This is a genomic window from Methyloceanibacter sp. (genome assembly GCF_051306395.1).
In the GTDB taxonomy this organism is placed as follows: domain Bacteria; phylum Pseudomonadota; class Alphaproteobacteria; order Rhizobiales; family Methyloligellaceae; genus Methyloceanibacter.
Window position 1 is genome coordinate 31,473 of sequence record NZ_JBPPND010000003.1, and the last position, 19,174, is coordinate 50,646.

A 19,174-nucleotide genomic window follows, 5' to 3' on the forward strand; every position below is an offset into this window, starting at 1 on the left:
TCTCTGCCGCGCGGTCAAAACGTGGATGGCCGGAACAAGCCCGGCCATGACGATCACAATGGATAATGCGGAGCTTTAGTCGGAGGAGGCTTCGGCTGTATCGCGCTCGGTGGCGGCCTGCAACATCACCGACTCGCCGCAGCCACACGCTGATGTCTGGTTCGGGTTGTTGAACACGAAGCCCGCGCGCATCTCGTTCACCTGATAGTCCATCTCGGTGCCGAGCAGGAACATCACAGCCGTGGGGTCAATCAAAAGTCTGACCCCCTTGTCCTCCACCACCTCGTCATGAGGCCCGCGCTCTTGCGCGTACTCCATGGTGTATTCCATGCCGGCGCAGCCGCCGTTCTTCACGCCGATGCGCACGCCTTCGATCTCCTTGCCCGAATCTGCGGAGAGCTTGCGGATGCGCTCCGCGGCGGCTTCAGTGAGGCGCATGGCTTGGGGGCGAGGGCGAGTGTTCATGATAGAAACTTGGGATGATTTGCTCGGTCGTTCAAGGGCTTGAATTTTAGAACATATTCAAAGCGAGGCGCGCCTCGTCGGACATGCGCGACATGTCCCAGGGCGGGTCGAAGGTCAGGTTGACCTTCACCTGGCCGACGCCCGGCACCGAAGACACGGCATTTTCGACCCAGCCCGGCATGTCGCCCGCCACGGGACACCCCGGCGCCGTCAGCGTCATGTCGACCTCGATATTGCGGTCGTCGTCGACGTCGATCTTGTAGATGAGCCCAAGCTCGTAGATGTCGCAGGGAATCTCCGGATCGAACACGGTCTTGAGCGCGGCGACAAGGTCCTCGCGCAACCGCTCCAACTCCTCCGGCGGAATGGAGGACGGTGCGTCCTCCTCGATAGCCGCGGGGTCCGGCGCGGCACCTGGCTCACCCGGCGCCGGCGCTTCGCCAGGCGTCTGCACGTGACCGGGCGCGGACTGCGCCATGCCCGGCGACAGATCGTCGGGGGCTTCCTCGGTCTCGTTTCGCTGAGTCTTTTCAGTCATCTCGCTTGTCTCTCTTAAGAGAACATCTCACGGGTCTTCCGTAGCGCATCCGCCAGCCGGTCGACCTCCTCGAAGGTATTATACATGGCGAATGAGGCACGGCATGTCGAGGTCACGCCGAACCGGGCCAGCAGCGGCTCGCAGCAATGGGTGCCAGCGCGCACGGCCACGCCGTAGCGGTCCAGGATCGTGCTCACATCGTGGGCGTGAGCCCCGTCCACTTCAAAGGAAATGATGCTGCCCTTGTCCTTGGCGCGGCCGAAAATCCTCAGCCAATTCAATTCCCCGAGCTTCTCCATGGCGTAGTCGAGAACCACCCGCTCATGGGCAGCGATGCGCTCGCGGCCGATCCCCTCCACATAATCGATGGCCGCGCCGAGCCCGATCGCCTGGACGATGGCCGGCGTGCCCGCTTCGAAGCGGTGCGGTGGCTTGCCGTAGGTGATCTCGTCGGTGGTGACGTAGCCGATCATCTCGCCGCCGCCCTGATACGGCGGCATCTCCTCAAGCAGCTCCTTCTTGCCGTAGAGCACGCCGATGCCGGTGGGGCCGTAGAGCTTGTGACCGGTGAAGGCGTAGAAGTCGCAATCGAGCTCTTGCACGTCGACCGGAAGGTGGACCGCGCATTGGGCACCATCCACCAAGACCGGAATGCCGTGTTCGTGCGCGATCCGCACGACATCCTTCACCGGCACAATCGTGCCCAGCACGTTCGACATGTGTGTAATGGCGATTATCTTGGTGCGCGGGGTGATGAGCTTCTCGAACTCGTCGAGCAGAAACTCGCCCTCGTCCGACACCGGCGCCCATTTCAGCACCGCGCCTTGCCGCTCGCGAATGAAGTGCCAGGGCACGATGTTCGAGTGATGCTCCATGATGGTGAGCAGAATCTCATCGCCTGCACCGATGCGCGGCCGCCCGAAGGACGAGGCCACGAGGTTGATGGCCTCGGTGGCGTTGCGGGTGAAGATAATCTCCTCGTCGGCGCGCGCATTGAGGAACGCCCGCACCTTCCCGCGCGCCTTCTCGAAGTTGATGGTGGCCAAATTCGACAGATGGTGCAGCCCGCGATGGACGTTGGCGTATTCGTGGCCGTAGGCGTGGGCGATGGCGTCGATGACTTGCCGCGGCTTCTGAGCCGATGCGCCATTGTCGAGATAAGTCAGCGGCTTGCCATGGACCGTCTCAGACAGAATGGGAAAGTCCGCGCGGATGGCCTCGACGTCGAAGCTTGCATCCGTCGCGCGGAGATCCTTGACCCGAACGTCCTTGGCCGATGGTGTGAGGATGGTCATCGGCTCCTCGCCCTACTCCGCCGGCGCGCCGAGCCATTCGGCGGACGCGGCGGCGAAGGCCTCCTGCAAGGCCTCGTTCTCCACGACCGCGAAGGCCTCGCCGACAAAAGCTTGGATCAGCAGCGCGCGCGCTTCCTGCTCCGGCAGGCCGCGGGACTCCAGATAGAACAGGAGCTCGTCGTCGATCTGGCCGGAGGTGGCGCCGTGACCGCAGACGACGTCGTCGGCGAAGATCTCGAGCTCGGGCTTCGAGTCGAACTCCGCCGTCTCGGAGAGCAGCAGCGCCTGCGCCATTTGCTTACCGTCGGTCTTCTGCGCATCTGGCAGAACGACGACCTTGCCCTGGAAGATGCCGCGCGCCTCGTCGTCGAGGACGAGCTTGAACAGCTCGCGGCTTTCGCAGGCCGGCACGCGATGCTCCACGATGAGCGTGGTATCGCAATGCTGCTTGCCGCGCAGAAGATCGGCGCCGGACACGTCCGTCGCCGAGCCTTCGCCGTCGAAGCCTACATAGAGCTGGTTGCGGGCGAGCGCCGCGCCGAGGGAAAACTGGAACGCGTTGTAGCGGGCATCGGCGGCGATGCTCGCAGTCCACACATTCAGGTGAATCGTATCAGTGGCTTCGCGTTGCAGCTTGATATGTTGAATCGCCGACTTGTCGCCGAGCTTGACCTCGGTCACGGCGTTGCGCTGAAGCCCTTGCATGCCGAGCGTGCCGTAGCTCTCAAGCACGGTGGCGGACGCCCCCTCCTCCGCGACGATGACGTTGCGGGTGAAGGTCGAGGCCGGCTGGCCGGTGCCGTCGAGATGCACGATATGGATGGGCTTTTGCAGGGTCAGGCCCCGAGGGAGACGCAAGGCGACGCCGCCGGTCATCAGCGCGGTGTTGAGCGCGAGCACCGCGTCGTCCTCGCGCGGATTCACCTGGCCGAGCGCTTCCTTGAGCCATTCCGGCGGCATTTCGAGCAAATGGGCGAGCGAGCCCACTTCGGCGCCGGCCTCGCCCAGGCCCGCCATGTCGGACAGATCGACCCGAAGCTCGCCTTCGACCAGCACCAGGCGATAGGCCGGCAAGGCGGCGATCCGCTTGCCCAAAGCTCTCTCGAACTCCGCTTCGCTCACGGAGGCGCCCAACGCCACGATGAGCGGGTTCACCTCTTCAAGGCGCGCGCGCAAATCGGTGTATTTCCAGGCCTCCACGCGGCGATGAGGCAGTCCTAGGCCTGCATAAGCCTTGATGGCGGTCTTGCGCAGCTCCGCCACGAAGGGGTTGGCCGCGCCAGGTAGCGCGTTCTCCGCCTTCGCGTAGAGATCGAGCAGCTCCTGCTCGGCCTTGCTGCGAAACTGTTGGACGGACAGGTCCATAAACGCTCCCCCTACGCGGCCGTGGCTTCGCCGCCGAATTCGGCGTAACCGGATCTCTCGAGCTCAAGAGCAAGCTCAGGCCCGCCCGAACGCGCCACGCGGCCGTCGGACATCACGTGCACCTTGTCCGGCACGATGTAGTTCAACAGACGCTGATAGTGCGTGATCACAAGCATGGAGCGCTCTTTCGAGCGCAACGCATTCACGCCGTCGGCGACGATGCGAAGCGCATCGATGTCGAGGCCGGAATCCGTCTCATCGAGCACACAAAGCCCCGGCTCCAAAAGCGCCATTTGCAGGATCTCGTTGCGCTTCTTCTCGCCGCCGGAAAAGCCGACATTGAGCGGACGCCGCAGCATCTCGGGATCGATCTTGAGCGCCTTCGCCTTCTCCTTGACCAGGCGGAGGAAATCCGGCGTGGAATACTCTTCCTCGTCGCGGGCCTTGCGCACCGCGTTCACGGCGCTGCGCAGGAAGGTCATGGTGGCGACGCCGGGAATCTCCATCGGATACTGGAAGGCCAGGAAGACGCCGGCGACAGCGCGCTCGGAGGGGTCCATCGCGAGCAGATCCTCCCCCTTCCAGGTGATCGAACCGTCGGTAACCTCGTAGTCCTCCTTGCCGGCCAGCACATAAGCGAGCGTCGACTTGCCGGAGCCGTTCGGCCCCATGATGGCATGCACCTCGCCAGCAGGCAGGGTGAGGTCGAGGCCTTTGAGGATCTCGTTGCCGTCGACTTTGGCGTGCAGGTTTTTGATCTCAAGCATTACGACTTCTTTCTAACCCTTGGCATTGCATCTGAAGTGACCCAGGCTACCGGCTTTTCTCGCCTTCGTAGTCGCCGACAGACTCGACTCTCCCTGGTAGTTGCTCATCGAGCGACTTGCGGTACTTGAGGCAGCCGGCGAGAAACTCAGGCCAAGGCGGAACCACCGGCAGCGGATCGGTCTTCCCCGGCAAGAGACCCCAGAGCCTAGGATGATGCCAGCAAAGATCATGGCCGCTCGCGTCGCGATGTTCCCTGATACCCGCGCGCAGGCGCATCACTTCCTCGATCAACTGCTCGCGGGACATGGCCTTTAAGTCCTGGTCGAGGATCCGTGCGCTACCCAACACTGCCCTCCAACGAGATGCCGATGAGCTTCTGGGTCTCGGCCATGAACTCCATGGGCAGGTGCTGAAGCACGTCGCGGACGAAGCCGTTGACGATCAGCGCCACGGCCTCCTCTTCCGAAAGCCCGCGGCTCAGGCAATAGAACAGCTGGTCGTCAGAGATCTTCGAGGTGGTCGCCTCGTGCTCGAAGGTCGCGCTCGCATTCTTCGCCTCGATATAGGGCACGGTGTGTGCGCCGCATTTGTCGCCGATGAGCAGGGAGTCGCAGCAGGTGAAGTTCCGCGCGTTCGTGGCCTTGCGATGCGCCGAAACGAGCCCGCGATAGGTGTTGTTTGAGTGCCCGGCGGCGATGCCCTTGGAGATGATGCGGCTCGACGTATCGCGGCCGAGATGGATCATCTTGGTACCGCTGTCGACTTGCTGATAGCCGTTGGAAATGGCGATCGAGTAGAACTCGCCTCTGCTGCCGTGGCCGCGCAGGATGCAAGATGGGTATTTCCAGGTGATGGCGGAGCCCGTCTCGACCTGCGTCCAGGAAATCTTGGAGCGGTCGCCCCGGCAATCGCCGCGCTTGGTGACGAAATTGTACACGCCGCCCTTGCCTTTGGCGTCGCCCGGGTACCAGTTCTGCACCGTCGAGTATTTGATCTCGGCGTCTTCCAGCGCGACCAGCTCAACCACGGCGGCATGAAGCTGGTTCTCGTCGCGCATGGGCGCGGTGCAGCCTTCGAGATAGCTCACATAGGCGCCCTTGTCGGCGATAATGAGCGTGCGCTCGAACTGGCCGGTGTTCTCGGCATTGATGCGGAAATAGGTGGAGAGCTCCATGGGGCAGCGCACCCCTTCCGGCACGTAGACGAACGAGCCGTCGGAGAACACCGCGGAGTTCAGCGTCGCGTAGAAATTGTCGGACACCGGCACCACCGAGCCCAGATACTTCTTCACCAGCTCCGGATGGTTCTTGATGGCCTCGGAGATGGAGCAGAAGATCACGCCCGCCTTGGCCAGCTCCTCCTTGAAGGTGGTGACCACGGACACGCTATCGAACACGGCGTCGACCGCGACCCTGGGCGCGCCCTGCACGCCGGCCAGCACTTCCTGCTCTTTCAGCGGGATGCCGAGCTTCTCATAGGTCTTGAGCAGCTCCGGATCGACGTCGGCGAGGCTCTTGGGGCCGGCCGTGCTCTTCGGCGCCGAGTAGTAATAGAGCTCCTCGAAATCGATCTTTGGATACTGGACATTGGCCCAGGTGGGCTCTTGCATGGTGCGCCAGCGGCGATAGGCGTCAAGCCGCCAGTCGAGCATCCACTGCGGCTCGCCCTTCTTCTCCGAGATGAAACGGACGACGTCCTCGTTCAGGCCTTTTGGGGCCCTGACCGATTCAATGTCGGTGAAGAAGCCGTATTTGTACTTGTCGACGTCGATCTGTTTGACGCGTTCGACGGTTTCTTCAACTGCGGGCATATTCTTCTTCCCAAATTCTAGTGTTTCACCAGCCGGTTAGGCTGCTTCCTTCGCATCTTTCTTGAGACGCTTGATGAGGCCGGCGAGAGCGCTGAGACAATATTGGATATCGGTATTCTCAGTGCCGAAACCAAGGCTTATGCGGATCGCGCCCTGGGCCACTTCGGGCGCCACGCCCATGGCGGCGAGCACGTGTGAGGCTTCGACCTTACCCGAAGAGCAGGCGCTTCCCGCGCTCACGGCGACGCCGGCGAGATCGAGCCCGATGACCATCGTCTCGGCCTTCACGCCGGGGATGGCGATCGCGGAGGTGTTGGGCAGGCGCGACACGCGATCCGAGAAGATCACCGCATCGGCGGCAAGACCACGCACACCCGCTTCCAGGGTATCCCGGAGCGCGGCGATCTCATTCATTCGAGAAATCTCGGCGGCGGCGAGATCGGCCGCGACACCGAAGCCGACTATACCCGGCACGTTCTCGGTGCCGGCGCGGCGGCGGCCCTCTTGGCCGCCACCCTTGATCAGAGGCTCGACACCCACGCCCTCCGCGAGGACGAGTGCGCCTACCCCCTTCGGTCCGCCGATCTTGTGGGCCGACAAGGTCATCATGTCGGCACCGAGTACACGGATATCAAGGGGCATACGGCCGGCACTCTGGACCGCGTCACTATGCAGAATGCCGCCCGCCTCATGGACGAGCTGAGCGGCGTCGGCCACCGGCTGGATGGCGCCGGTCTCGTTGTTGGCGGCCATGAGAGACACGAGCGGCCGCCAGCCGCCGGGCTTGTGCTTTTCGAGCTTTTCCGCGAGCACCGCGAGATCGGCCACGCCGTCTGCCGTGACCGGAATGAGGGTGGTGGTCTCCGGATGGAACCGGCCGCCCGCCAGCACCGAGGGATGCTCGATCGCCGACAGATAACAGTGCCAGGAGTCCTCGCCGGCGGGTGCTGCCAGCGCCAGCGCGTTCGCCTCGGTGCCGCCGCTCGTAAAGATCACGTCTTCGGGGCGCGCACCGACCAGCGCCGCCACCTTGGCGCGGGCCTCCTCGACCGCGGCACGGGCGGCGCGGCCTTCCGCATGCACCGAAGAGGGATTGCCCTGAAGCGACAGCGCAGCGGCAACCGCTTCACGCACTTCCGGGCGCAAGGGAGACGTCGCGTTATGGTCGAGATAAGCGCGCTGGTTCATGCTCTGCCGAAGCTCGCGGCCAAACGCCGCCGGTTAACGCTTGCACGAGCCCCGGTTGCCCATGCTATGAAGCGCGGCCTGACAATCGGACCGCTCCAAGCGCCCAGCTGATTTGGAACGGCCTTGTTTGGAACAATTCTAAGCTCTTAGCTTGTATAGGATGCTGAGGCGGCAGAGTCAAGGTTTGCGGCATTTGTTGGTGCGCCGGAACACCCGCCCCATATAGATCGTAGAGCACAACCCCAGCAGCGCAACAACGCCAAGTCGAGGCCAATCGTTCATGCCTGAAGTCAATATCAGCGGCCCCAGCGGCCGGATCGAAGCCCGCTATCATCACGAGGGCTCTCCGAGCTCGCCTGTCGCCCTGATCCTGCATCCGCATCCGCAGTTCGGCGGGACGATGAACAATCAGGTCGTGTACCACCTGTATTACGCCTTCCAGAAGCGCGGCTTCTCGGTGCTGCGTTTCAACTTCCGGGGCGTGGGCCGCAGCGAGGGCCTGTTCGACAACGGGCCAGGCGAGCTCGCGGACGCGGCCACCGCGCTCGACTGGCTCCAGGGCTATAACGCCGATGCGCCGTCCTGCTGGATCGCCGGGGTGTCGTTCGGCGCCTGGATCGCCATGCAGCTGCTGATGCGCCGTCCCGAGGTCGAAGGCTTCATCTCCGTGGCGCCCCCCGCGAACCTCTACGACTTCACCTTCCTAGCGCCCTGCCCGTCCTCCGGGCTAATGGTCAACGGCGCGAAAGATCGAGTCGTGCCAACGGACTCGGTGCGTGGGCTCGTCGATCGCCTGAAGACCCAGAAGGGCATCGTCATCGACCACCAGACCGTGCCGGACGCGAACCACTTCTTCGAGGAGCGCATGGACGGCCTCATGGAGGTGGTCGACGGCTATCTCGACAAGCGCCTGGGCAAGCGGAAGACGCGGAAGGACTCGGCGGCGTAGGCGCGCAGGGTTTGGTATTCGCCTCCCAAACCTGATAGACGCTCTGGCGAACACCATTGTCGACCCTCGAGCGCCCCTCTGACGCCATGAGCACCGTCAAATCGGACCTTCTCCACGAGCTCGCCACGCGCGGCTACATCCACCAATGTACCGACGAAGCGGCGCTCGATAAGCTCGCGCGGTCCGAGATCATCACCGGCTATATCGGCTTCGACTGCACGGCGCCGAGCCTGCATGTGGGCAACCTGGTCAGCATCATGTTGCTCAGGAAGCTTCAGCAGACCGGGCACCGGCCAATCGTGCTCATCGGTGGCGGCACCACCAAGGTGGGCGATCCCTCCGGCAAGGACGAGATGCGAAAGGTCCTCACCGATGCCGAGATCGCTGCGAATATCGCGGGCATCGAATCGGTGTTCGGGAAGTTCTTGAGCTTCGGCGACGGGGAGCGCGACGCCATCCTGGTCAACAACTCCGATTGGCTCGAGGCGCTCAACTACATCGATTTCCTGCGCGATTATGGCCGGCATTTCAGCGTCAACCGCATGCTGAGCCAGGACTCCGTGAAGCTCAGGCTCGAGCGCGAGCAGAATCTCAGCTTCATCGAGTTCAACTACATGGTGCTCCAGGCGTACGACTTCGTGGAGCTTTACCGGCGCGAGGGTTGCCGCCTGCAAATGGGCGGCTCGGACCAATGGGGCAATATCGTCACCGGGATTGAGCTCGGCCGGCGCACCGAAGGCGTGGAGCTGTTCGGGCTGACCACGCCGCTGCTGACGACCTCGTCCGGCGCCAAGATGGGCAAGACGGCGGCAGGCGCCATGTGGCTCAACCCCGATATGCTCTCCCCGTATGACTACTGGCAGTTCTGGCGGAACGCCGAGGATGCCGACGTGCCGCGCTTCCTCAAGCTGTTCACAGAACTTTCCCTTGATGAGATCGACAGGCTTGCCGCGCTACAAGGGGCCGAGCTGAACGAGGCAAAGAAGGTCCTGGCCACGGAAGCCACCGCGCTCGTGCATGGGCGTGACGCGGCCGACCGCGCGGCGGAGACGGCGCGGACGACGTTCGAGCAAGGACAGATCGCCTCGAGCCTGCCGAGCATCGACGTGCCCCGCGCGGACCTCGAAAAGGGCTTGGGCGTGCTGACCGCGAGCGTGCTGGCCGGCTTCGTGAAATCGACCGGCGAGGCGCGGCGTCAGATCAAAGGCGGCGGCATCAAGGTCAACGACGTGGCCGCCACCGATGAACGGCAGGTGCTGAGCCTTGCGGACCTGACGGATGACGGCGTGATCAAGCTCTCGCTCGGCAAGAAGCGCCACGCGCTGATCCGGCCCATCTAAGCGGACCTCCCCCGACTATCTGGATTCCTGGAACTGGAACGGCCGAATGCGCTCGTACTCTTGGCCTGTCGTGTTGGCCGCCGCCGCATCGGGGGGAACCGAGCCGGTGAAATCGAAAATCTGCCGGAAGATGCCCGGCGCCATCACCGACATGGGATTGACCAGCACCGTGGGGTCCTCGAGCTTGCCCTTGATGGCGAAGGTGATGCCCACCACGCCCTCTCCCTGGCGGCCGACCAGCACCCGGCCGAGAATGGGAATGGCGCCGAGCGCCGAGTTCAGCCCATAGAGCGGGACATAGGTGCCGCCGAGATCGACCGTTTGCGACTTGAAGTCGACCGTGCCGCGCAAGGTCGCGCCGAGCTGCGGGCCGTTCACATAGGCATCGCGCAGCCGGAACTTGCCGGCGCCGACGACAAAAGGCGCACGCAGGCGCTTGAAGGCGATCTTCGATTGGGCGACCGGGCGCTTGTTTTGGCCGAGTACCGCCGTCGAGCTTGGATCGGTGAGAACGTCGGCGACGACACTGTCGCCAACGACGCTGAAGTCTCGTGCCCACAAAGTACCGGACTTGGCGCCCGGTCCGCCCGCGTCCATGTTGACCTGGAGCGACGCCTCGCCTCCCTCGATGCTTCGGTAGAAGCCGACGAGCCGGAAGGCGGCGCCCGCATTCAGGGCTTCGGCCTTGAGAATGCGCGCCTTGTTCCGCATTTCGAGCTCGGCCCCCGCCGGCTGCTTGCCGTTCAAATTGCCCTTGCCGCGCAGCGCGATAAGCCGTCCGTCGCGCTTTTTGAGCATGACATCCACGTCCGTGGCCGTGGTGTCGTAGAAGCCCACCACGCGGCCGATCTTCGCCGTGAAATCGATGCCGAAGGGATCGTCGGGTTCCGCCGAGCCGTCCTCGACCAGTTGGCCCGCCGAGAACAGCGACCGGAAGAACTGTCTGCCGTCAAAGCTTGGACCTTCGGCGTGAATCTCGAGCACCTGATCGTCGCGAACCTCGGCCTTGATCTCCACGTGGGTTTCGGGATTCACCGAGAAGTCTGAGAAATAGAAGTTCTTGAGGTGCTTCTCCGGATCGAGCGCGATATCGCCGTAAACGGCGATCTTGTCGCCGACGATCTTAAAGTTGGCGAGGTCCGTCGAGCCGTCCTCGTGGTTGACCACATCGAAACTGATCTTGGCATCCTGGCCCGCAGGCTTGGTCCAACCCATGCTGCCGAACAGGAGCTCGGCGTTGGTCAGGTCGGCCTCCATGCTCATGCCGGCAGCCCCTTCGATCTCCTCTCCCGGCTTCATACCCTTCACGAACAGGGTGAGCGGGGTCGGTCCCTTCACCAGATGATTGACCTTGATGCCGAGCTGCTCGCGCAAGGCCGCATCCAGGGTCGCGGAGATTGCGATCGGCGGTTGCTCTTCGTCGGGCGCATAGAAGACGCGCCGCCAATGGATATTCGCCGGCACGCCCTTGATGGTGATCTCGCCGGCGGCGCTAACGCCCTCATTGGAAAGATCGACGTTGAGCGTACCGCCTTGGATGCCCATGTCGCCCACCAGGTTGGCGGCAATGGCGTCCTCGAGGCGGGCCATGCCACTCATCTTGATCTCCTGGAAATCGAGCTCCGCCTTGAGCGGCATCGACAAGATGAACTCGCCGGCGGCGGACCCGCCGAGGAAATCGGGCTTCAGGCCGACCTCTTGAATGTAGCCAAGCGGCTCGTGATCCAGAAGTTGCATGACCGTAGGCGTCGCCGCAGACGCTTTATAGGTGATGACGCCTTGCTGGGGATCCTCGCGCAGGTCCGGTATGTAGAAACGCCCCTCGCTGAGCGCAACCTCGTTGCCCTCCGAAACGACAATCTTCCCGGACGGAATGTCGACCGTGAACTCCGTGCCCGCGACCGTCAGCTTACCGTTGCCGGTCACCACAGGCGGCATCTTGGGAATGTAGGCGATGCTCATGCCGGTAAAGTTGAGCTCGACGTTGATGGCCCCTTCCGGCGCCGCGGCGCCCTGCTCGATGGCATCGAGGGCGCCGGCGGGGAGTGCGACGTTGAACCTGCCGCCAAGAATTTGGCCGCCGGCGGTGCGCTCCAGCACCCAGGTGCGGGCCTTGCCGGCCAGGAATTTGGGCCAAAGTTGCTTCAGCGTGTCCACCGGCATAGGGCTGACCTCGCCCGAAAGATTGACCGCGGGCGATCCCGACGACCCGCCGACCACGGCGCCGGACACCGCGATCTTCGCGTCTCCGGCACGAATGACGAAACCGGAGAGCGTCACGCTGCCGTCTTTGGGCGACAGACTACCCGTCGCCGTCCATTCATCGATCTTGGTGGGACCGAGCCCGAATTCCTCGACCCCGAGCACGGCGTCGTCGGCCCGCATGGTGAAGTTCCAAGAAACAACTTTGTTGTCATTGCGCACCGGGGTGAACGTGCCGCTGAATGTCGCTTGGCTCTTTCCCCAACGCAGCGTCGAAGGCGCGATCTCGACGATATCCTGCCCCTTCAGATAGCGAACGGTGACATCGCCGTGGTCGATCCGCATCGGCGTGTCACGATCCCAAGGCGGGGTGATCTGGCCCGGCGCCAGCCGCACCCTCGCCTCGCCCGAGATGAAGTCGCCTGTCTGGGAAAGCTCGACCGTCGTCTCGCCGTCGACGGCCATGTCCAGCGCCCGCAGGATGCCGATGGTCGGGAAGTTGCCCGCGATCCCGGATGGCACCAAGTTCTCGATCAGCGCGGTGATGCCAAGACCTTTGGTTTGCGCATGCTGCTCGGTGCGCATTTCGAGTTGCCAATCGCCACGGCTCGAGGCGACATTGGCCTGGCCGACAATGATGCTGCGCCGGTCCCGATGGTCGAAATCGATGGCGAAGTCCGGCACTTGCCACAGCGTCTGATCGCCGTCCCGGTTGAGGACGACGATCGCGTTCTTGAATCCGAAACGGGTGAGATAGGAGGTGTCGCCACGGCGGGCGCGCTGGAACACCTCATTCACGGTGTTGGTAAGGTTGAACTTGCGCGCGCCCCCGGCAGGCGCGGGCGGGGCCATCTGCGGCGTCCCTTGTTTCGCGACGCCGCTGGACGCGCCGTCCTCAGCAAGCGTGCCCCGCATCAGCGCATCGCCGTCCTCGCCTGGCTTGGAGAAGGCGAGCGACAGGCCTTGGCCGTCATTGTAGCTCATCAACAGCCGCGGCCCGATGAAGTCGACGCTGCCCGGCGCCAGCCGCCCCGTTAGAAGCGCGCTGCCGCTCATGCCGATGGCGGCGAGCGGCGCTTGTGCCACCACCTCCCCATCGGGGTCGATGAGGCGAATATTGCGCAGGCGGAACAGCACGCCAGGGCCCTCGCCGCTGCGCTGAAGCACAGCGTCGTCGATCTTCACCTGAAGGCCCGAGAGCTGTTCGTTGATCGCACCCTCGATCGGCGGGACCAGCCCCGGGAGAGACATGGGACCGCGCGCCAAGCGTCCATAGCCGAGAACGATGGCGATGAGGCCGACGACAAGAATGCCGGCGAAGACTTCGCGGCAGACATGGGCGCTGCGGTTGGAAAGCTTGGCGAGCTGAACCTGAACCGGCGGCGGAACGCTCTTCACCAGCTGACGGCCACGGACGGGCAAGGCGCGGATGGCTTTGCGACCCTCCGCGGTCAGCTTGGCCAAGGCTCCTGCGAGCGGTTCGTCCATTCAGTCACAGGTCCCAACAGTTTGGCCAACGATCCTGCCGCGCCCTCGAAAGAGGGCTGCGGCGACAAGCCAGACACCAGAACGGCCACCGCCGCTTGATCCTAGCGCCGCGAGCCCGATCCGCTCTTGGTCTGTACCGGCACCCCCCAAGGCGCACCCTTAAACATCCCGCCTTGGGCCTCGTTACCACGGCGCGCAAAGCGAGGCTAAGGTCTTGTGCCATAAGAAGCATCAAAATCGGCTAAACCAAGGCGATTCAGGGTGTAAACCGGCGTTCTCCGGCCTCCGGAAGCGGCCCGGAGCCGGGCATAGAACCCCCATGACAAGGTTAAACCGAGACGATATTGTCACGATCAGGAGTTGGGTGCTGGGTATTAGCTCTCGGGCGAGAAGCGCCGCGACAATTCACTTAGACAGCTTTACTGTCTCCTGTCGCGGGACCTGGTGCCGAGTTGCCTTTCGCGCTGCGTCACTCGTATTGGATGGGGAGGTACCCAAGTATGTTCACGAAGAAACCTGAGCCGGGCGAGGCCGTCACCAAGTTGGGTGGTGAGCGTTCGAACAGCGGCTCGGAGTCGAAGTCATCGCCGTTCACCGAGCGGCCGGCCACTTACGCCAAAGGCCCGAGCCCAAGTTCCAGTTCCAGCGCCAGCAAGATGGTTCCCTCCATCATCGGCGAGGACCTGACGATCACGGGCAACGTGACGTCCAAGGGCGAGATCCAGGTCGACGGCGAAATTCAGGGCGACATCCATTGCGGCTCGCTGCTGCTCGGCGACAAGTCCCAGATCAACGGCTCTGTCATCGCCGAGGACGTGGTGGTGCGCGGCAAGGTCATGGGCTCGGTCCGGGGCCTGCGTGTGACGCTCCAGGCGCAGTCCCATGTGGAGGGCGACATCTTCCATCAGAGCCTTGCCATCGAGCAGGGTGCGTATTTCGAAGGGAAGTCGCGCCGTTCGGACGATCCGATGGCCGATGTGAAGTCGCCTAGTCCGCGTTCGGAAAAGAGCGCGGAGTCGGAGAATCCCTTCTCGAGCCACGCCGCCGAGTAGCCGACAACGCTTTCGCCGATCGCGCGCTTTCATTGACGCCCGGGCTAGGTCTTGGCGTCGGCGCTGATGCGTTCGGCAAGCGCCGCCTCGATGAACCCGTCGATATCACCGTCGAGCACGGCCGGCGGGTTCGTGCTCTCGACGCCCGTCCTCAGGTCCTTCACCAACTGATAGGGCTGAAGGACGTAGGACCGGATCTGGTGACCCCAGCCGATATCGGACTTCGAGGCCGCGGTGGCGAGCGCTTCCTCTTCGCGGCGCTTGAGCTCGGCCTCGTAAAGCCGCGCGCGCAGCATGGCCCATGCCGTGGCCCGGTTCTTGTGTTGCGACCGTTCGTTCTGGCACTGCACGACAATGCCGGTAGGCTCATGAGTGATGCGCACGGCGCTGTCGGTGGTGTTGACGTGCTGCCCGCCCGCGCCCGAAGCTCGGTATGTGTCGATGCGGACGTCCTTGTCGTCGATTTCGATTTCGATGGTGTCGTCGATCGCGGGATAGATCCACACCGAGGCGAAGCTGGTGTGCCGGCGGGCGTTCGAATCGAACGGCGATATACGCACTAGGCGATGCACGCCCGACTCCGTCTTGAGCCAGCCATAGGCGTTCATGCCCTTGACCAGGACCGTGGCCGATTTGATGCCGGCCTCCTCGCCGTAGTTCTCGCCGATCAGCTCGACTTTGTAGCCGCGGCCTTCCGCCCAGCGCATATACATGCGCTCCAGCATTTGCGCCCAGTCTTGGCTTTCGGTGCCGCCGGCGCCCGCGTGGATCTCCACATAGGCGTCGTTGGCATCCGCTTCGCCCGACAACAGCGCCTCCACCTCACGGGTGTGCGCCTCGGCCCGCAGCTTGCGCAGCGCCTCGTCCGCCTCGGCGATAATGCTCTCGTCGCCCTCTTCCTCGCCGAGCGCGGCGAGCGTGAGGTTGTCGTCGAGCTCGCGTGCGATACGGTCGAAGGCGTTGAGCGCAGTTTCGAGCTGCTGGCGTTCGCGCATGAGGCCTTGCGCGCGCTGAGCGTCGTTCCAAAAGTCCGGCGCCTCCGCCTCGCGGTCGAGTTCCGTCAGGCGCGCCTTTGCTTGATCGGGGTCAAAGATGCCTCCGTAGCAAAGATAAGGACTCCTTGATCTCATTCACGAGCGTCTCGGTTTCGGCGCGCATCTTCTTCCTCAGTGTTCTTGACGTGTTGGCTCGTCAATACGCATGGCCCCGGGCGCGGCAGCCGCGCCCGGATCCAACTCTCGAAATGAAGGTCTAGTAGAGGCCGCCGGCGCCCGATGTCAAAGCCCGGTCGTTGCTGGGCGGCCCCTGGAAGCCGGACTGGCCCGGCGGCGGCGCCCGGTATTGCCGCGGGGGCGGAAATCCTTGCGGCGGACCGCCGGCCCGGGCGTTATCCGGGTACTCCGGGAAGGCCTCGCCCTGCTGCTCGGCGCCTTCCGGCGCTTCGCCTTCGACGATGACGGCGCCGTCGGGGACGTGTCCCGGCTTGAAAGCTTCCATAATCACGCCGCTGTCCCCCCTGCGGGCGGGCAAGCCCGTCTTGTGGTTGACACGGACCAGCATGGCGCCGGGCGGCGCCCGGAACGGCACCGGCGGCACGTCTTTCAGCGCCTCCTCGAGGAAATCCTTCACGATCGGCGCGGCGAGACCGCCGCCAGTGGCGCTGCGCCCCATCGGCTTCGGCTGGTCGTAACCGACATACGCCCCGACGACGAGATCGGGCGTGTAGCCGATGAACCAGGCATCCTTGTAGTCGTTGGTGGTGCCGGTCTTGCCGGCCAACGGCCGGTTCAGCGACGTCAAGCGGCGTGCGGTGCCGTGTTGCACGACACCTTCCATGATGCCGACCATCTGGAAGGCGGAGATCGGGTCGACCACCTGCTCGCGGACATCGACGAGTTCCGGCTCGGCCTGGCGATCCCATTCGCGCGCGTCGCACCCGCTGCAATCGCGCTTGTCATGCCGCCATACAGTACGGCCGTAGCGGTCCTGAATGCGGTCGATGAACGTGGCTTCGACCTTCTTGCCGCCATTAGCGATCATCCCATAGGCGTTGACCATGCGCAGCAGCGTGGTCTCGCCAGCGCCGAGCGACATGGATAGTGCAGGCATCAAGTTGTCGTAGACGCCGAAGCGCCGCGCGTACTCGGCGATGACGGGCATGCCGATATCGCGCGACAAGCGGACCGTCATCAGGTTGCGCGACTTCTCGATGCCGTAGCGCAGGGTGGAAGGACCAGCGCCGCCCCCCGAATAGTTCTTCGGACACCAAGGCGGCATGCCGCGGCCTTGGCTAACGCAAATCTGTCCGTCGACGACGATGCTGGACGGCGTGTAGCCATTGTCGATCGCCGTCAGATAGATGATGGGCTTGAACGAGGAGCCCGGCTGGCGCAGCGCCTGAGTGGCGCGGTCGAACTGGCTCTGGTGGAAGCTGAAGCCGCCGATGATGGCGAGCACGCGGCCCGTATGCGGGTCCATCGCCGTGATGGCGCCGCTCACCTTCGGAACCTGCTGGAGCGACCACTTCCCGGCGACTGTCTCTTCCGGCGCGGGATTGCCGTCCTTGTCGGTCTTCGGTTCGAGGGGAGCGACATAGACCACGTCACCGGGCTTGAGAGCCTGCGTCACCGTCTTGCGGGTCCATTTCACTTCCGCGGCGGGAATGACACCGGTTTCGCGCTCGGCGACCAGCTTGCCTTCCTTGTCGCGGCCCGGACGGATGCCGATCTTGGCCTCGTCGTTCGAGACTTCGAGTACGACGGCAAGCTTCCACGGCTCGATGTCGCTCCACACCGGAACGCCGGCAAGGGTCTTGCCCCAATCACCGGCGGGGTCGATCGTCTCCTCCACGCCGCGCCAGCCGGCATGGACCCGATCATAGTCGGTTAGCCCCTTGACCAGCGCTTTGCGGGCGATGGCCTGCATCCGAGGATCGAGCGTGGTGCGAACCGACAGCCCACCGCCATAGAGCTTGTCCTCGCCGAAATCGTCGATGATCTTGCGACGCACTTCCTCGGCGAAATATTCCGAGGCATGGATCTTGGGACCATACGTCCGCGCCAGCACGCCAAGCGGCTGAGCCTTGGCGGCCTCGCCCTCCTCATGAGTGGCGAAGCCATTCTCGACGATACGGTCGATCACCCAGTTCCGCCGCGCGATGGCGCGCTCGGTATGCTTGAAGGCGTCGTAGTTGCTCGGCGCCTTCGGCAGGGTGGCGAGATAGGCTGCCTCCGCCAAAGTCAGCTCGTTCAGCGCCTTGTTCCAATAGGTCTGCGCCGCGGCGGCCACGCCGTAGGCGCCGGCGCCGAGATAGATCTCGTTCAGATAAAGTTCGAGAATCTGCTCCTTGGTGAAGGCGCGCTCGATGCGGATGGCGAGGATCGCTTCCTTCAACTTCCGCTCGATGTTCTGATCGTTCGAAAGGAGGAAGTTCTTGGCTACCTGCTGAGTGATTGTCGAAGCACCGACCATGCGGCCGCCGGATTGGACCGCGCTCAGATTGGTCACCACGGCGCGAAGGATGCCCTGAATGTCCAGGCCGCCGTGCTGATAGAAATTCTTGTCCTCGGCCGAGATGAAGGCCTCGGTCACGCGCTTGGGGACTGCGGTGATTGGCACGTAAATGCGCCGCTGGCGCGCATACTCGGCAATGAGCCGGCCGTCATTGGCGTGGATGCGCGTCATCACTGGAGGCTCGTACTTGGCGAGCACCTCGTAGTCGGGCAGTTCCTGCGAAACCTTCCACAGCACAAAGGCGGCCGCGCCCGCTACGGCGATGACCAGAATCATGCTGGCGGCGAACATGAAGCCGAGAAAGCGCAGGAAGAAGCCGCCGCGTTTACGGCGCCGCCGTTGCTCCGGCGGCTTGACCGGTGTCGTGATATCCATGGTTTTCTACCGTCCCGACCCCGCCTGTCAGCCTCACGGGGCACCCGAGCCCACCCTAACCAAGAATATGGCAACAAAACGCAAGAGTCGTCCGGAATTTAGGGCTTCTTGGGGGGTCAGGCCCAGCTATCGTTAAAATCAGAAGGGAACGCGGGCGATGCGCTTGGTGAAGTAGCCGTCGATGGCCGCGGTCACCGAATCGGCCATACGGTCCCGCCAGGCCTCGGAGGTGAGCTGCTTCTCGTCGTCGGGATTCGACAGGAAGCCGAGTTCGAGCAGCACCGAGGGGACGTCCGGAGCCTTCAAGACGCGGAAGCCGGCCGAGCGGAGGCGCTTGGTGTGCAGCGTCCCCTTGGCGGCAAGCTCGCCCACGATCGACCGGGCGAACACCACCGAGCGGTTCTTGGTCTCGCGCTGGGCGAGATCGATGAGGATGTTGGTCACCACCTCGTCGGAATCCTCCGGCAGTTCCACCCCGGCGATGGCGTCGGAGAAGTTTTCCTTGGCGGCGAGCGCGCGCGCTTCGGAGTCACTCGCCTTCTCCGACAACGTGTAGACGGTGGCGCCGCGGGCGTCGTCGATCTTGGTCGGGAAGTAATCGGCGTGGATCGTCAGGCACCGCCCGGCCCCCTTCTTCTGGGCGCAGGCGACGCGCTCCTTCCGCGGCAGGAAGGTGTCGTCGTCCCGGGTCATGAACACCTCGTATCGCCCCGTGGCGATAAGCTTCTCCCTCAGCCGTTTGGAGAATTCGAGCACCACCGCCTTCTCGTTCACGCCGTTGGCGCTGCTCGCGCCCGGATCGACGCCACCATGGCCGGGATCGAGT

15 protein-coding genes are annotated in these 19,174 nt (G+C 63.8%); 3 read left to right on the forward strand and 12 right to left on the reverse strand.

Translation table 11 applies throughout. The features are described 5' to 3' along the window. Positions 1-75: 75 nt before the first annotated feature. The 8 genes from ACSLE4_RS00240 to ACSLE4_RS00275 are packed head-to-tail and all read right to left on the reverse strand — an operon-like array spanning position 76 to position 7,429. Entirely contained in the window at positions 76-465 is a 390-nt protein-coding gene (locus ACSLE4_RS00240) for a HesB/IscA family protein (protein WP_435902482.1), read from the reverse strand. A 46-nt stretch (positions 466-511) separates the two neighbouring features. Continuing rightward, the gene (locus tag ACSLE4_RS00245) at positions 512-1,003 is read right to left on the reverse strand and encodes an SUF system Fe-S cluster assembly protein (RefSeq protein WP_435902483.1); all 492 of its coding nucleotides are present in this window, start codon (positions 1,001-1,003) and stop codon (positions 512-514) included. Between the two features lie 14 nt (positions 1,004-1,017). Further along, positions 1,018-2,298, reverse strand: a complete 1,281-nt coding sequence (locus ACSLE4_RS00250) for a cysteine desulfurase (RefSeq protein WP_435902484.1) — start codon at positions 2,296-2,298, stop codon at positions 1,018-1,020. A 12-nt stretch (positions 2,299-2,310) separates the two neighbouring features. Then, a complete protein-coding gene (gene sufD / locus ACSLE4_RS00255) occupies positions 2,311-3,663 on the reverse strand; it encodes a Fe-S cluster assembly protein SufD (RefSeq protein ID WP_435902485.1) in 1,353 nt (450 codons plus the stop codon). A gap of 11 nt (positions 3,664-3,674) precedes the next feature. After that, positions 3,675-4,430 (reverse strand): Fe-S cluster assembly ATPase SufC, encoded by a 756-nt coding sequence (gene sufC, locus ACSLE4_RS00260; protein ID WP_435902486.1) that lies wholly within the window; start codon positions 4,428-4,430, stop codon positions 3,675-3,677. 46 nt (positions 4,431-4,476) lie between these two features. Next, complete coding sequence (locus ACSLE4_RS00265) at positions 4,477-4,737, reverse strand: hypothetical protein (RefSeq protein ID WP_435902496.1); 261 nt, start codon at positions 4,735-4,737, stop codon at positions 4,477-4,479. A 31-nt stretch (positions 4,738-4,768) separates the two neighbouring features. Then, on the reverse strand, positions 4,769-6,241 hold the full coding sequence (gene sufB / locus ACSLE4_RS00270) for a Fe-S cluster assembly protein SufB (RefSeq protein ID WP_435902487.1): 1,473 nt from the start codon (positions 6,239-6,241) through the stop codon (positions 4,769-4,771). A 36-nt stretch (positions 6,242-6,277) separates the two neighbouring features. Beyond that, a complete protein-coding gene (locus ACSLE4_RS00275; protein WP_435902488.1) occupies positions 6,278-7,429 on the reverse strand; it encodes a cysteine desulfurase family protein in 1,152 nt (383 codons plus the stop codon). 280 nt (positions 7,430-7,709) lie between these two features. On the opposite strand from ACSLE4_RS00275, the gene ACSLE4_RS00280 reads away from it, so the two are divergent. Continuing rightward, positions 7,710-8,378: an alpha/beta hydrolase gene (locus ACSLE4_RS00280; protein ID WP_435902489.1), complete on the forward strand. Its 669-nt coding sequence runs from the start codon at positions 7,710-7,712 to the stop codon at positions 8,376-8,378. 86 nt (positions 8,379-8,464) lie between these two features. Beyond that, positions 8,465-9,718: a tyrosine--tRNA ligase gene (gene tyrS / locus ACSLE4_RS00285; RefSeq protein WP_435902490.1), complete on the forward strand. Its 1,254-nt coding sequence runs from the start codon at positions 8,465-8,467 to the stop codon at positions 9,716-9,718. 15 nt (positions 9,719-9,733) lie between these two features. Here the strand turns inward: tyrS and ACSLE4_RS00290 are convergent, their stop codons facing one another. Next, on the reverse strand, positions 9,734-13,384 hold the full coding sequence (locus ACSLE4_RS00290) for a YhdP family protein (RefSeq protein WP_435902491.1): 3,651 nt from the start codon (positions 13,382-13,384) through the stop codon (positions 9,734-9,736). A gap of 524 nt (positions 13,385-13,908) precedes the next feature. Between ACSLE4_RS00290 and ACSLE4_RS00295 the strand changes: the two genes are divergently transcribed. Continuing rightward, on the forward strand, positions 13,909-14,460 hold the full coding sequence (locus ACSLE4_RS00295) for a bactofilin family protein (RefSeq protein WP_435902492.1): 552 nt from the start codon (positions 13,909-13,911) through the stop codon (positions 14,458-14,460). Positions 14,461-14,504: 44 nt separating this feature from the next. On the opposite strand, the gene prfB is transcribed toward ACSLE4_RS00295, so the two are convergent. The 3 genes from prfB to ACSLE4_RS00310 form a co-directional block, all read right to left on the reverse strand. Next, a protein-coding gene (prfB, locus tag ACSLE4_RS00300) for a peptide chain release factor 2 (protein ID WP_435902493.1) occupies positions 14,505-15,618 on the reverse strand; the annotation gives its coding sequence in 2 pieces (ribosomal slippage) (positions 14,505-15,548 and positions 15,550-15,618; 1,113 coding nt in all). Positions 15,619-15,711: 93 nt separating this feature from the next. Continuing rightward, complete coding sequence (locus tag ACSLE4_RS00305) at positions 15,712-18,264, reverse strand: penicillin-binding protein 1A (RefSeq protein WP_435902497.1); 2,553 nt, start codon at positions 18,262-18,264, stop codon at positions 15,712-15,714. A 222-nt stretch (positions 18,265-18,486) separates the two neighbouring features. Then, positions 18,487-19,174 (reverse strand): N-acetylmuramoyl-L-alanine amidase family protein (locus ACSLE4_RS00310; RefSeq protein ID WP_435902494.1); only part of this gene is annotated, 688 nt, incomplete at its 5' end.